This is a genomic window from Massilia scottii, from assembly GCF_030846495.1.
GTDB lineage: Bacteria > Pseudomonadota > Gammaproteobacteria > Burkholderiales > Burkholderiaceae_D > Telluria_A > Telluria_A violaceinigra.
Window position 1 is genome coordinate 46666 of sequence record NZ_JAVCWM010000023.1, and the last position, 13179, is coordinate 59844.

Genomic DNA, 13179 nt, shown 5'->3' on the forward strand with positions numbered 1-13179 from the left:
GACGGCGCAGCCGCAGGGCAGCGGCAGGCGCCATCGTGTTACCCGGTGTCCGGCACCGGGTTGGTTGGGGCTTATTTCGGGGCGCTGAGGCAGGTTTTCATGAAGGCTTTGCGCTCGTCGCCTTTTTTGCCGGCGGCGTCGGCGTTGCAGGTCTTCATCTTGTTTTGCTGGGGCGTGGCGGTCGGGGCCGCTGGTTTGGCGCTCAGGCAGTCTTTCATGAAGGCTTTGCGCTCGTCGCCTTTCTTGCCGCTGGCGTCGGCGTTGCAGGTCACCATCTTGTTCTGCTGGGCCGACTTGGCCGCCGGCGCCGCTGCCTCGGCCGCGGCGAAGGCGGCACTGGTGAACGCCAGCAGGGCGCAGGTCATCAACATGTTTTTCATCGGTTCGTCCTCGGTCGTTGGATTATTCTGGCGTGCAACAGAGCAAATATACGTCAGATGTTGCCGCCGTCACCACTTTTTCTTGGCGCCCGCGCTTTTTGGGGCACTTCCAACTGTCCATGATTTGAAGCGGTATAATTGATTTTTCACGGTTCATAAGCGGTTCAATACGAAGGATGACGCCATGAATGAACTTTCTGCCGATCACGATACGGTGCGCTCCGACGATACGGGCGCCTACCGCAGCGGCGTGGCCGCGCGTCTGGCGGGCTTGCCCGTCGAAACCTTGCGGGTGTGGGAGCGCCGTTATGGCGTCTCCGAACCGCAACGTTCGGCGCGCGGGCAGCGTTTGTATTCGAGTGCCCAGGTGCGCCGCCTGAGCCTGATCAAGCAGCTGGTCGACCAGGGCCATCCCATCGGCGCCATGGCCCGCTTGCCGCTCGACCAGCTCCAGCATCTGGCCGAGCCGCTGGCACCCGACACCGGCGCCAGCGGCCCGATCCGGGTGGCGGTGGTGGGCGCCGGGCTGGCGCGCCAGTTGACGGCCGCTGGACGCGACCGGCTCGCGCTCGACGTGCGCCAGTCCTGCGCCCGCCTCGACGAGGCGGGCACCGCCTTGCGCGGCGTGGATGCCGATGTGCTGCTGATCGAATTATCCGAACTGGACGATTCGGCCCTGCCGCAGGTGGCCGCCGCGCGCCTGGCGTGCGGCACGCCGGCGGTGGTGGTGCTGTACCGTTTTTGCGCCAGCGCCACGATCCGCCATCTGCGCGCCCTCGGCTGCCTGGTGGCGCGCGCGCCGTCCGACATGGCCGAGGTGGCATTGCTGTGCCAGGTGGCGTTTCCGGCGCGGCGCGCGCAGGTGGCCGCACCGGCCCGTGCGCCGGCGCCGCGTCCCGCCGACACGGTGGCGCCGCGCCGGCTGGACGACCAGGCCCTCGCGGCCCTGGCGGCGGCCAGCAATAGCGTGATGTGCGAGTGCCCGCGCCATCTTGCCGATATCCTGATGATGATCGGCAGTTTTGAGCGCTACAGCGTGCAGTGCGGATCGCGCAATCCGGGCGACGCCGCCCTGCACCAGGAGTTGGGCCAGGCGGCGGCGCAGGCGCGCACCCTGCTGGAAAACGCACTGGAACGGCTGGCGCGGGCCGAAGGCTTGCCGCTGCCGGATGGCCTGGCCTGAGCCGGACCGCCATTTTTATCATCTTTCACAGGAACTGAGCATGTCGAACGGATTGACTACCGAATACCAACCGAGCACCGTGACGGTGTCGGAGCGCATCCGCGAGCGCCTGGTCGCCAGCAAGACGCGCTTCCACGCCAATGACAATATCGCGCGTTTCATCGAGCCGGGCGAACTCGACGAGCTGCTCGACGAAGTCAGCGCCAAGCTGCAAGGCGTGCTCGAAAGCCTGGTGATCGATACCGTCAGCGACCACAACACCCAGGATACCGGGCGCCGCGTGGCCAAGATGTTCATCAACGAAGTCTTCGGCGGCCGTTATGTGCCGATGCCGCCAGTCACCGAATTTCCCAACGCCTCGCACTTGAACGAGCTGATGATCATCGGCCCGATCACGGTGCGCAGCGCCTGTTCGCACCACCTGTGCCCGGTGATCGGCAAGGTCTGGATCGGCGTGATGCCGAACGAGCATTCGGCGCTGATCGGCTTGTCGAAGTACGCGCGCATCGCCAACTGGATCATGAGCCGTCCGCAAATCCAGGAAGAGGCGGTGGTGCAGCTGGCCGACCTGTTGCAGGAAAAGATGCAGCCGGACGGCTTGGCCGTGGTCATGGAAGCGGACCATTTTTGCATGCAGTGGCGCGGCGTGAAGGATATGGATGCGAAAATGATCAACAGCGTCATGCACGGGTCGTTTTTGAAGGATCCGGCGCTGCGGCGCGAGTTTTTGTCCCTGATTAAACGCTGATCTTTCGGAGAATCACACCATGCTCGTCCGCCTCCTGTACGCCAGCCGCGCAATTGCTGCGCCGCAGCCCGATACGATCCACGACATCATGTGCCAGTCGCACGCGCACAATCCCGCCCAGGGCATCACCGGCATCCTGTGCCACAGCGAGCATGTCTACATGCAAGTGCTCGAAGGCGGGCGCGAGGCGATCAACGCGCTGTACGCGAAGATCGTGCGCGATACGCGCCACACCGATGTGGTGTTGCTGCACTATGAGGAAATCAACGAGCGCCGGTATGCCGGCTGGACCATGGGCAAGGCGAACCTGGCGCGCATCAATCCGTCGACCTTGCTGCGTTTTTCCGACTTGCCGGGACTGAACCCGCATGCCATGTCAGGAAAGAATTCGCTGGCGCTGATCGACGAACTGATGGCCAGCGCGTCGGTGGTCGGCCACCCGTAGGGCAAGGCCGCACAGCGGCCGGATGGCCGCGCCGGCAGCAGTGCGGCGCAATGGCGCTGCTGGAGAAAAGCAGGGCTTATTCTTCGTCCGCGGACACGTCGCCGGTCTTGCGGTTGTATTTGAGCGTGATCTTGTTCAGCTCGCACAGATTGAAGTCGTCCCACTCGACTTCCGAACCATCGTCGTCGAACGTGACGTTCAGGCTTTGCAGGCACTGGGCTTTGTTCGAAAACTTGATCAGGCGCGCCTTGTTGGGTGCCAAAATACCCTCGCCCAGACGGTCGTTACCCCAGGTTTTGCTTTTGGCTGGAGCGATATGGACCGAGCGGATCGGATAGCCGGTCTTGTTGACCAGCGTGAAGTCGGCATCACCGGCAAAAGCTGCATTGCCAAGGAACGCAGTTGCGATTACGAGCATCTTGATTTTCATGAGTGTCTCTTTCGATAAATTCGGTTTGACCGATCGTCCCGCCACTGTGCGGGCGCCGCCGACAGATGGGGGCTGACCTGTGCCGGGCGTCGATCTGAGTGAAATATATCATGCTCAAGAGTATCAAATTGCGGCATGTGAAATTCCTTTTGCATGACGATGCAAGCGCGCAACAAACCAGATTGTTTGTTATTTTTTGATTACACCGATGCTGCGGCCATGCACCGGCGGGCAGGTTTGTGGTCGGAAAATACATGAGTGCGGCGTCGATCCGTCGGCGACCATTGTGACAGCGCTCAATGAGGTCAAGCGCACACGGAACGGGACGGGCAGGCGCTGCTCCGATCTGATCCGAGTCGTCCTCCCAGCGAGTCCCATGCGCCTTATTTTTCCGAGCGGCCCGTGCCCGCGGCACCGGCGCGACGAAGCCAGCGCGCATCGCAGGCTTCGTAGCGCCGGTACTGTCGTCTGCGTACGTTACGCGACGTTGATCTGGACCCTGCGCGGCTGGGCGTGCGCCGTTTTGGGAATGCGGATTTTGAGTACCCCGTGCGTCAGTTCCGCGCTCGCCTGCTCGCCATCGAGTTCCCTGGACAGGGCGAAGGTGCGCTGGTATTGCAGGTGCTTGACCTCGGCGTAGCGCGATTCCATCCCTTGCGGAACATCGAGCGATACCGCGCCGTTGATGGTGAGGCTGTTCGTTTCGAGGCGCAGATCGAGCTTGTCCCTGGAGACGCCGGGCAGGTCGGCCAGCAGGGTGATGCCGTTGGCGTCTTCAATCACGTCCACTGGCGGTATCAGAATACCGGTGCGGGCGACGGAAGTGCCGGTGGCCTGGTCGCTGGAGGAGGTTGGGGTCATCGCGCCGGGGCCACCGTCCGCTGCCGCGCTGCCCTGGCCGGCGCCGGCGCTATCGCCCATCTCCGCACTGCCCTGGCTGCTGTCAGCGCCGGCGGAACCTCCGGTCCCGCTGATGGCATCGGCGCTGCTGCCTGCGCCCGATGCGCTCATGTCGCCGCCTGCCTCGCTGCCCGCCCCGCTGGTGCCGCCTTCGGCAGCCTGGCCCGTGCTCCCGCTACCGCCAGCGCCGCCAGTTCCGACATTGCCGATGTTGCCCGCACTGCCGGCGATACTTGCGTCGGCCGGATCACCCATGGCTGGTGGATTGCCTGCCTGGCCGGCAGTACCTGCCGCGCCGCTGTGTTCGTTCTCGTTGGTCGTCATGGTGCGCTCTCCTGGTCAATGAACTGAAATGCGGCGTGGCTGGGTCGCCTGGCGCCGTGCCACGGTGACGTGCAGGACGCCGTCGCGATAGTGCGCCGATACCGATTCGGGGTCGATGTCGTCAGGCAGGCTGACTACACGCTTGAAACGGCCCGCGAAGCGCTCGTTAATCTGTACCGTGGCTTGTTGCTGCGCACTCGACAAATCGTCGGCCCGCTCGCCGGCGATGGTCAGCACCCCCTGTTCGAGCTGCACCTCGATCGATGAGGGGTCGAGCCCCGGCACGAAGGCGTACATTTCGACACTGTGCGGCGTGCTGCCGACGTTCAGCGCAGGGAAGCCGCCACGGCCCAGGCCGCGGATGCTGGGCCCGAGGTCGAAGGCTTGCTGGATTTCCCGCTGAATGCGGTCCATCTCGGCGAATACATCGCCAGGAAACATGGATCGATACATCATCATGGTGCTCTCCCGTTTAGGTAATGCGAGTTTGACCTTGCACCACGGGCGAGGTTCGCGCGCATGGCGTTGGCGCGCCGTCCGGCTGCGCGCGTTTGCGCTTGATCAAACATGCGTGCGAACCGTCGGCCGCACTGCCCGCATTGCGTGGCTATCGGATAAGGGGATCAGGGAATGAGGCCGCTTGCCGACGACCAAAGGAAGGAAACACGAACAGGCCCAGCTGCGCGAGATCGATGCCGCGATTGTCCGCGTGTAAGAAGGTGTGGCGAATGTGTGCGGCGACGACATCGCGCCGGCACGGCTGCGACTGACCGCCCGGGTGATGCCGGTTCGGTACCTCAGCCTTTGCCGCGGCGGTCCCACGCGGAAGGCTCGATGACTTTATAGCAGTTTGAGCAGCGCTTCGGCGCCCGCTTCCGACGACGCCGGATTCTGGCCCGTGATCAGCAAGCCGTCGGTGAGCACGTACGACGCCCAGTCAGGCCCCTTGGAATAGATGCCGCCGTGTTCCTTGAGCATGTCTTCGACCAGGAACGGCACCACCTTGGTCAGGCCAACCGCTTCTTCCTCGGTGTTGGTGAAGCCGGTGACGCGCTTGCCGGCGACCAGCGGCTTGCCATCCGCACCCTTGACATGGCGCAGCACGCCCGGCGCGTGGCAAACGGCGGCTACCGGCTTGCCGGCGGCGATCATGGTTTCGATCAGGCTGATCGAATGCTTGTCTTCGGCCAGGTCCCACAGGGGGCCGTGGCCGCCCGGATAGAACACGGCGTCGAACTCGGCGGCCTTCATATCCGCCAGCTTGTGCGTGGCGGCCAGGGTTGCCTGCGCGGCCGGGTCTTGCTTGAAGCGGCGCGTGGCGTCGGTCTGCGCATCGGGTGCGTCGCTCTTGGGGTCGAGCGGCGGCTGGCCGCCGGCCGGCGAGGCCAGCACCACGTTGACGCCCTTGTCTTTGAGTACGTAGTACGGTGCCGCGAATTCCTCGAGCCAGAAGCCGGTTTTGTGACCGGTGTCGCCCAGTTGATCGTGCGAGGTCAATACCATCAATACATTCATGCGGACTCCAGGGTTGGGAAAGAAACAATCCTGGCAGTTTGGCACAGATGCCGTTCCCGCGTCGTCCAGCAGGCCTTACGCGGCTTGCAGTTCGTGATACAGCGCCAGCATTTCCTGGCTCAGCTTGTGGCGCGGGTCGAGGTGGATCATGGGCAGGTTGCGGTCGTGCGATTCGCGGATGCGGATCGAACTCGACAGCTTGTTGCCGAGCACCGGCAAGCCTTCCGCGCCCAGTTCGTCCACCAGGCGCTGCGGCAGCCGGGCGCGGGCCTGGAACTGGTTGACGACGATGCCTTCGATCTCCAGCGCGGGATTGTGGTCGGCCTTGATCTCGGCCACGTTGGCCACCAGGGTGTACAGCGCCTGGCGCGAAAAATCGTCGCAGTCGAAGGGAATCAGGCAGCGGTCGGCGGCAATCAGGGCCGACTGGGTGAAGAAATTGTACGCCGGCGGGGTGTCGACGAAAATCTCGTCGAAGTCCCTGGCCAGTTCGGTCAGGGTGTCGCGCAGCTTGTAGATCTTGTGGCGCGATTCGAGCTTGGCCTGCAGGTCGCCCAGTTCCGGGTGCGACACCATGATCGACAGATTCTCGAATGGCGTGGGGTGCACGAACTCGCTGGCCGGCTTGGGAAAGACGATGAAGTTGAGCATCTGCTCGAAGTAGGCGCCCATGGTCGGCGCTACTTCGCTCATGGCCGCGCCGAGCAGGTAGCGGCTGGCGTTGCACTGCGGATCGATGTCGATCAGCAGGGTTTTCTTGCCCTGATGGGCCGCGATGGCCGCCAGGTTGACCGCAATCGTCGACTTTCCGACGCCACCCTTCTGGTTGAAAATCACACGTTTCATCTGCCGGCCCGGGGGAAGTGATTAATTTACAATACTAGCATGCTGCGATGCAGCATCGGGGCGACGGGAGGATAAGTGTGAGCTTGATGCGACGTTTGGCCGCAGGCAGGCGCCGGCCGGGCACAAGGGGCGGCCGGCGCCGGGCGATCAGTCTTCGAGCAGGCTGCGCAGCATCCAGGCGTACTTTTCGTGCGTCTGCATGCGCTGGGTCAGCAGGTCGCAGGTAGGCTGGTCGTTGGCTTTCTCGGCCACGCTGAACAGGGCGCGCGCGGTGCGCACCACGGTGGCCTGGCCTTCCATCAGGTCGCGGATCATTTCCTTGGCGTTGGGCGTGCCGCTGGCCGGGGTGATCGAGGTCAGCGAGGCGAACTGCTGGTAGGAACCGGGCGCCAGTTCGCCCAGCGCGCGGATGCGCTCGGCGATCAGGTCGACCGCCAGCCACTGCTCGTTGTACAGGGTCATGAACATGGTGTGCAGGGTCTGGAACATGGGACCGGTGACGTTCCAGTGGTACTGGTGGGTCTTCAGGTACAGCGTGTAGCTGTCGGCGAGCAGGCGCGACAGGCCTTCGACGATCTGTTTGCGGTCGTCGTCGGCAATGCCGAGGTCGACCATGGGGGCGGGCGAGGTTTTGCTGTTCATAAGTACATGCTCCTGTATGAGGCGTTGATTGGAAAGCGGTTGAGAATATAGGCGATTTCAGGCCATCGCGTGCGCGCCGGCGGCGGCATGCACCTGGCCGACGATGTCGTAGGAGTGCAGGCGCGCCTGGTGGTCGAACACTTGCGAGGTGATCATCAGCTCGTCGGCGCCGGTGCGCTCGATGAACTGCTGCAACTGGCGCGCGACCGTCTGCGGCGATCCGATGGCCGAGCACGACAGCACCTGGTCGAGCATGGCGCGTTCCTGCGGGCCGAGGGCGTCGAGGTAGCCGGACACGGGCGGCTGCAGGCGTCCCGGGCGGCCGCTGCGCAGGTTCACGAACGCTTGCTGCATCGAGGTGGCCAGCAGCGCGGCCTGCTCGTCGGTATCGGCGGCGAACACGTTAAAGCCGAGCATTACGTACGGTTTGTCGAGCTGGGCCGACGGACGGAAACGGGCGCGGTACAAGTCCACGGCCTGCATCATCTGGGCCGGCGCGAAGTGCGAGGCGAAGGCATACGGCAAGCCCAGCTGGGCGGCCAGCTGGGCCCCGAACAGGCTCGAACCGAGGATCCAGAGCGGCACCTTCAGGCCCGCGCCGGGCACGGCCATGACCGGGCGGCGCGACGCATCGGAAAAGTAATCCATCAGCTCGGCCACATCTTGCGGGAATTCGTCGGCGTCCGATTGCAGGTTGCGGCGCATGGCGCGCGCGGTGGCCTGGTCGGAACCGGGAGCGCGCCCCAGGCCCAGGTCGATGCGGCCGGGATAGAGCGACTCGAGCGTGCCGAACTGCTCGGCGATGACCAGCGGCGAGTGGTTCGGCAGCATCACGCCGCCGGCGCCGACCCGGATGCTTGAGGTGCCGCCGGCCACATAGCCCAGCAGCACCGCGGTGGCCGCGCTGGCGATGCCCGGCATGCCGTGGTGCTCGGCCAGCCAGTAGCGGTTAAAGCCCCAGCGTTCGGCATGCTGCGCCAGGTCGAGCGTGTTCTGGAACGACACGCGCGCGTTGCTGCCTTGGGTGATCGGGGACAGGTCGAGTACGGAAAAGGGAATCATCATCAGTGCCTTGGGACGGTAAGGGGGCTGGCGCGGCCTCTGATTGTGCAGCGCAGTCTTACCCACATGGGGACGGGTGCGCCGTTTAAAAGGCGTTTTGTCCACATGCCGTCAGGCAATTCACAGCGCCGGCGCGCTGTGTTGACAAGGTGTGCGCGGCGGCTTACGCCAGCCGTCCCTGCCGCGGCGCGCGTGCCGCCAGGGCGCCGCGCTGGCCCCCCATGCCGTCGAGGCGGAACACGCCCACCACCTGCGACAGGCGCGCGGCCTGGTCCTGCATGCTCTCGGCCGCGGCGGCCGCTTCCTCGACCAGCGCGGCGTTCTGCTGGGTCGCCGCATCCATCTGGGCGATGGCCTGGTTGACCTGGGCGATGCCGGCGCTCTGCTCGTGGCTGGCGGCCGAAATCTCGGCCATGATGTCGGTCACGCGGCGCACGCTGGCCACCACATTGTCCATGGTGCCGCCGGCGTCGGCCACCAGCTTGTTGCCGGCCGATACCTTCTCGACCGAGTCGCCGATCAGGGCCTTGATTTCCTTGGCGGCCGCGGCGCTGCGCTGGGCCAGGTTGCGTACTTCCGAGGCGACCACGGCAAAACCGCGTCCCTGTTCGCCGGCGCGCGCCGCTTCCACCGCCGCGTTCAGCGCCAGGATATTGGTCTGGAAGGCGATGCCGTCGATGACGCTGATGATGTCGACGATCTTCCTGGACGAGTCGTTGATCGAGGCCATCGTGTCGACCACCTGGGCCACCACCGCGCCGCCCTGCATGGCCACGTCGGACGCGGTGGCGGCCAGCTGGTTGGCCTGGCGCGCGTTGTCCGAGTTTTGCTTGACGGTGCCGGTCAGCTCTTCCATCGACGCCGCTGTTTCTTCGAGCGAACTGGCTTGCTGCTCGGTGCGCGAGGACAGGTCGAGGTTGCCGGACGCGATCTGGCTCGATGCGGTGGCGATGGTATCGGTGCCCATGCGCACCTGCATCACGATCTTGGCCAGGTCGTCGCGCATGGTGCGGATGCCGTGCAGCAGGCTGCTGGTGTCATTGTGCTTGAGGTCGATGTTGATGCTCAGGTCGCCTTCGGCGATGCTGCGCGCGATGCCGGCCGCATAGTCGGGCTCGCCGCCGAGCTGGCGCAGCAGGCCGCGCCCGATCACCAGTCCGAGACCCGCAAGCATCCCGGCCAGCGCCAGCGCGCCCAGCGAGAAGGAAATCAGGCGCGCGCGGATGGTGGTGTCGACGGTATCGATGTAGACGCCCGAGCCGACGATCCAGCCCCAGGGCGCGAAGCCCTGCACGTACGACACTTTCTGCACCGGATGTTCGCTGCCCGGCTTGGGCCACATGTAGAACACGAAGCCGGCGCCGTTGGCCTTGACCGTGTCGACGAACTCGACGAAGAGGTGCTTGCCGGTCGCGTCCTTGCTGGCGCTGACATTGGTATTGTCGAGCGCCGGCTTGATCGGATGCATCAACACCACCGGCGTCTGGTCCTGCACCCAGAAGTATTCGGTCTTGCTGTAGCGCAGCACCTTGATGGCGGCCAGCGCGTGCTTCTGCGCCTCGGCCTTGGGCATGCCGCCCTTGTCGGACAGGCCGTGATAGTAGGCGATGATGCCGTGCGCCGTTTCGACGGCCTGGCGCACATTGTTCTCGCGCTCCTCCAGGATGAGGCGCTTTTCGGAGGCCAGGAACAGGGCGGTCAGCACCACGATGCCGACCACGCTGCTGAGGATCAGGGTGGCGAGCTTTTTGGCGATGCTCATCGATTCAAGAAAGGGAATACTCATGGCGACATCCTTTGCGTGCAGTCTGCGAGCCCGTCTGTCTATTGAAAGATAGCACACGCGCCGCGCTTGTTGATGTTGATCAGTGCTTTTTTGGAACGCCACCGAGGCTGGCTGGCGACAGATTGCGCTTGCTTGCCCGCTGTCGCTACCGGGCAGGTCGGCCACGGATGACGGGCCCGACCTGGAAGCGCAATGGTCGCCGCCGCCAGGATTGTGAATTCTTACAGGAAAGATTACGTTATGGAAACTGGAGAGTCAAACACTGACTGCGGAAGGCCGGACAAAACCGGCCTTGCCTGCCCGAAAAGCAACAAGCTGCATGCTGGAAAAATGGATATCTGGAAATAATGTGTAATAGCAAGGTCATCCGGAGCTCACTCTGGCGTAACATTACGGCAATATTATCTTTCTTGCTCGCCCGACAGATTGTGACCCAGATGATTTTCCAGGAAAGACATGCTCATGTTGTACTACACGCCAAGACCCCGTTCGATGCCGCTGGCTGCGCGCGTCCTGTTTGCCGCGCTGATGGGCGCCAGCCTGGCCGCCTGCGGCAACGACGACCCGGCCCCGTCCCCGTCCGTGCCGCTGGCGCAGCAAGCGGCGCCCGCGCCTGGCGCCGCCGACCCCTCGCGCGCCTGCAGCGCCAAGTCCGCCAACATGCGCTGCGCCCCATGAGCGCAGCGTTCCCCCGCACCACCCGACAGACTTGAGCCGCCATGACGATGACACCCAATAGCAGACGCGCGTTCTTGCGCAAGGCCGCCAGCATCGGCGGCAGCGCCGCGGCGCTCTCCATGTTTCCGCCCGCGATCAGCAGGGCCCTCGCGGTGGCGGCCAACAACCGCATCGGTACCATCAGGGATGTCGAGCACATCGTGATCCTGATGCAGGAAAACCGTTCCTTCGACCATTACTTCGGCACCCTGAAAGGGGTGCGCGGTTTCGGCGACCGCTTCCCGATCCCGCTGCCGGCCTCGAACGCGATGGGCAAGCACCGGGTCTGGTACCAGCTCAACGACAGCGTGGCCGCGGCGCCGCGCGTGATCGCGCCCTTCCATCTGAATACCGAGCAAAGCTTCGATACGATGCGGGTGGCCGGCACGCCGCACAGCTGGCCGAACGCGCAGCACGCATGGAATCACGGCATCCTGGCCAACTGGCCGACGCACAAGCAAAACCATTCGATGGGCTATTACAAGGAAGCCGATATTCCTTTCCAGTTCGCGCTGGCCAACGCGTTTACGGTGTGCGACGCCTATCACAGTTCGTTCCAGGGCGGCACCAACCCGAACCGGGTGTTCGCCTGGACCGGCGCCAACGACCCGCTCAAGCAGGGCAACGGCCCCGTGATCGGCAACAGCTACGACAGCGTCGAGCACGATCCGAGCGGCGGCTACGCCTGGCTCACCTACCCGGAACGGCTGCAGGCGGCCGGCATCCGCTGGCAGGTGTACCAGAACATGGCCGACAACTTTACCGACAACCCGCTGGCCGGCTTCAAGCGCTTTCGCGATGCGTTTGCCAATGTGCCCGGGTCCGATCCGCAGCTGCGCGAACGGGGCATGAGCACGCGCGACCTCGACCAGCTCAAACTGGACGTGCAGAGTAACCGTCTGCCGCAAGTGTCGTTCATCGTCGCCACCGCCGAAGGCTCGGAGCATCCCGGGCCATCGAGCCCGGCGCAGGGCGCCGAGTACACGGCGGCCGTGCTGGATGCGCTGACCTCGAACACCGAGGTCTGGAGCAAGACCGTGCTGTTCCTGATGTTCGACGAAAACGATGGCTTTTTCGACCACGTGCCGCCGCCTGCCGCGCCATCGTACGTGCAATGGAACAGCGATGCGAAGCAAGCCGTGCTGGCCGGCGCCTCCACCGTCAGCACCGTGGGTGAATACCACGAGTTCGCCACCACCGAAACGATGGAAGCGCAGGCGCTCATGCACCGCCCGTACGGCCTGGGCCCGCGCGTGCCGATGTATGTAATTTCGCCATGGAGCAAGGGCGGCTGGGTCAACTCGCAGGTGTTTGACCACACCTCGGTCATCCGGTTCATCGAAACGCGTTTCGGGGTGATGGAACCGTCCATCACCCCGTGGCGCCGGGCAGTCTGCGGCGACCTGATGAGTGCATTCAACTTCAAGAACCCGGATGGCGCGGCCTTTGCCAATGCCTTGCCGGACACCAAGGCATTGGCCGCCCGCGCCCGCGCGCTGCCCGGCACCAAGACCCCGGACTTGCCGGTGTTGCCGGAACTGCCGACCCAGGCGACGGGCACCCGGCCATCGCGCGCCTTGCCGTACGAGCTGCACGTGAGTGCGCGGGTCCATCCCGACAAGGTCGAGGTCGAGCTGCTGTTTTCCAATACGGGCGCGGCGGCTGCGGTATTCCATGTGTACGACCAGAATCTCCTGACCCAGCCGCCGCGCCGTTACACGGTCGAAGCGAACAAGGACCTGAACGGCGTGTGGGCGCTGGGCGACCAGCACGGCATGTACGACCTGTGGGTGCTGGGGCCGAACGGCTTTCACCGCCACTTCAGCGGCACCGCGTCGCGCCACGGGCCGCAGCCGGAAATCCAGGTGTGCTACGACATTGCCAACGGCAGCGTATCGGCCAAATTGCGCAACAATGGCAACGTGGCGGCCACCTTCGTGCTCAAGGCCAACGCCTACCTCGATGCACCGGCATGGAACGTGACGGTGGCGGCCGGCGTGCTGTCGGAGCAGGCCTGGCCGCTGTGCGACTGCGGCAACTGGTACGACTTCAGCGTGCGCGTGACGGAACTGCCCGGTTACGTGCGGCGCTTTGCCGGGCGCGTGGAAACGGGCAAGGATTCGATCAGCGACCCGGCCATGGGCGGGCTGGCGCTGGCCGGCGATTAATCGGCGACTGGCCTGCGCATGCCGCGCCTGCCC

Annotated in this window: 14 protein-coding genes; 5 read left to right on the forward strand and 9 right to left on the reverse strand. The window is 64.6% G+C overall.

The genetic code is table 11. The annotated features are described in order from the left end of the window. Positions 1–71 precede the first annotated feature (71 nt). Positions 72–380, reverse strand: coding sequence for a PsiF family protein (locus RBA41_RS25305; protein ID WP_306626999.1), 309 nt, complete (start codon positions 378–380; stop codon positions 72–74). Between the two features lie 184 nt (positions 381–564). Between RBA41_RS25305 and RBA41_RS25310 the strand changes: the two genes are divergently transcribed. From RBA41_RS25310 to RBA41_RS25320, 3 genes are read left to right on the forward strand one after another with little or no spacing between them, the layout of a single operon-like run. Then, positions 565–1563: a MerR family transcriptional regulator gene (locus tag RBA41_RS25310; protein ID WP_306627000.1), complete on the forward strand. Its 999-nt coding sequence runs from the start codon at positions 565–567 to the stop codon at positions 1561–1563. Positions 1564–1603: 40 nt separating this feature from the next. Then, a complete protein-coding gene (folE, locus tag RBA41_RS25315) occupies positions 1604–2311 on the forward strand; it encodes a GTP cyclohydrolase I (protein WP_054266098.1) in 708 nt (235 codons plus the stop codon). A gap of 19 nt (positions 2312–2330) precedes the next feature. Then, positions 2331–2756 carry a BLUF domain-containing protein gene (locus tag RBA41_RS25320; protein ID WP_099874076.1) on the forward strand — a complete coding sequence of 142 codons (426 nt, stop codon included), beginning with the start codon at positions 2331–2333 and terminating at the stop codon, positions 2754–2756. A 76-nt stretch (positions 2757–2832) separates the two neighbouring features. On the opposite strand, the gene RBA41_RS25325 is transcribed toward RBA41_RS25320, so the two are convergent. The 8 genes from RBA41_RS25325 to RBA41_RS25360 all read right to left on the reverse strand — a co-directional run bounded on the left by RBA41_RS25325 (position 2833) and on the right by RBA41_RS25360 (position 10261). After that, a complete protein-coding gene (locus tag RBA41_RS25325) occupies positions 2833–3186 on the reverse strand; it encodes a hypothetical protein (protein ID WP_306627001.1) in 354 nt (117 codons plus the stop codon). Between the two features lie 477 nt (positions 3187–3663). Further along, entirely contained in the window at positions 3664–4410 is a 747-nt protein-coding gene (locus RBA41_RS25330) for an Hsp20/alpha crystallin family protein (RefSeq protein WP_306627002.1), read from the reverse strand. Positions 4411–4425: 15 nt separating this feature from the next. Then, the gene (locus tag RBA41_RS25335) at positions 4426–4863 is read right to left on the reverse strand and encodes an Hsp20/alpha crystallin family protein (RefSeq protein WP_306627060.1); all 438 of its coding nucleotides are present in this window, start codon (positions 4861–4863) and stop codon (positions 4426–4428) included. Positions 4864–5250: 387 nt separating this feature from the next. Further along, positions 5251–5925, reverse strand: a complete 675-nt coding sequence (locus tag RBA41_RS25340) for a type 1 glutamine amidotransferase domain-containing protein (protein ID WP_306627003.1) — start codon at positions 5923–5925, stop codon at positions 5251–5253. A 75-nt stretch (positions 5926–6000) separates the two neighbouring features. After that, positions 6001–6771, reverse strand: a complete 771-nt coding sequence (locus RBA41_RS25345) for a ParA family protein (protein ID WP_306627004.1) — start codon at positions 6769–6771, stop codon at positions 6001–6003. 147 nt (positions 6772–6918) lie between these two features. After that, entirely contained in the window at positions 6919–7413 is a 495-nt protein-coding gene (locus RBA41_RS25350; protein WP_306627005.1) for a Dps family protein, read from the reverse strand. A 57-nt stretch (positions 7414–7470) separates the two neighbouring features. Then, a complete protein-coding gene (locus RBA41_RS25355; protein WP_306627006.1) occupies positions 7471–8475 on the reverse strand; it encodes an LLM class flavin-dependent oxidoreductase in 1005 nt (334 codons plus the stop codon). Between the two features lie 163 nt (positions 8476–8638). Beyond that, a complete protein-coding gene (locus RBA41_RS25360; protein WP_306627007.1) occupies positions 8639–10261 on the reverse strand; it encodes a methyl-accepting chemotaxis protein in 1623 nt (540 codons plus the stop codon). Positions 10262–10717: 456 nt separating this feature from the next. Here RBA41_RS25360 and RBA41_RS25365 point away from each other — a divergent pair, with 456 nt between their 5' ends. Together RBA41_RS25365 and RBA41_RS25370 are read left to right on the forward strand one after the other, a co-directional pair. Beyond that, entirely contained in the window at positions 10718–10939 is a 222-nt protein-coding gene (locus RBA41_RS25365) for a hypothetical protein (protein ID WP_306627008.1), read from the forward strand. A 47-nt stretch (positions 10940–10986) separates the two neighbouring features. Further along, complete coding sequence (locus tag RBA41_RS25370; RefSeq protein ID WP_306627061.1) at positions 10987–13146, forward strand: phosphocholine-specific phospholipase C; 2160 nt, start codon at positions 10987–10989, stop codon at positions 13144–13146. The last annotated feature ends 33 nt before the right edge of the window (positions 13147–13179 follow it).

What these genes read in the sequence shown, in the direction of transcription:
- RBA41_RS25305 (WP_306626999.1), bottom strand. Translation starts at nt 380, where the DNA reads ATGAAAAACATGTTGATGACCTGCGCCCTGCTGGCGTTCACCAGTGCC.
- RBA41_RS25310 (WP_306627000.1), top strand. Translation starts at nt 565, where the DNA reads ATGAATGAACTTTCTGCCGATCACGATACGGTGCGCTCCGACGATACG.
- folE (WP_054266098.1), top strand. Translation starts at nt 1,604, where the DNA reads ATGTCGAACGGATTGACTACCGAATACCAACCGAGCACCGTGACGGTG.
- RBA41_RS25320 (WP_099874076.1), top strand. Translation starts at nt 2,331, where the DNA reads ATGCTCGTCCGCCTCCTGTACGCCAGCCGCGCAATTGCTGCGCCGCAG.
- RBA41_RS25325 (WP_306627001.1), bottom strand. Translation starts at nt 3,186, where the DNA reads ATGAAAATCAAGATGCTCGTAATCGCAACTGCGTTCCTTGGCAATGCA.
- RBA41_RS25330 (WP_306627002.1), bottom strand. Translation starts at nt 4,410, where the DNA reads ATGACGACCAACGAGAACGAACACAGCGGCGCGGCAGGTACTGCCGGC.
- RBA41_RS25335 (WP_306627060.1), bottom strand. Translation starts at nt 4,863, where the DNA reads ATGTATCGATCCATGTTTCCTGGCGATGTATTCGCCGAGATGGACCGC.
- RBA41_RS25340 (WP_306627003.1), bottom strand. Translation starts at nt 5,925, where the DNA reads ATGAATGTATTGATGGTATTGACCTCGCACGATCAACTGGGCGACACC.
- RBA41_RS25345 (WP_306627004.1), bottom strand. Translation starts at nt 6,771, where the DNA reads ATGAAACGTGTGATTTTCAACCAGAAGGGTGGCGTCGGAAAGTCGACG.
- RBA41_RS25350 (WP_306627005.1), bottom strand. Translation starts at nt 7,413, where the DNA reads ATGAACAGCAAAACCTCGCCCGCCCCCATGGTCGACCTCGGCATTGCC.
- RBA41_RS25355 (WP_306627006.1), bottom strand. Translation starts at nt 8,475, where the DNA reads ATGATTCCCTTTTCCGTACTCGACCTGTCCCCGATCACCCAAGGCAGC.
- RBA41_RS25360 (WP_306627007.1), bottom strand. Translation starts at nt 10,261, where the DNA reads ATGAGTATTCCCTTTCTTGAATCGATGAGCATCGCCAAAAAGCTCGCC.
- RBA41_RS25365 (WP_306627008.1), top strand. Translation starts at nt 10,718, where the DNA reads ATGCTCATGTTGTACTACACGCCAAGACCCCGTTCGATGCCGCTGGCT.
- RBA41_RS25370 (WP_306627061.1), top strand. Translation starts at nt 10,987, where the DNA reads ATGACACCCAATAGCAGACGCGCGTTCTTGCGCAAGGCCGCCAGCATC.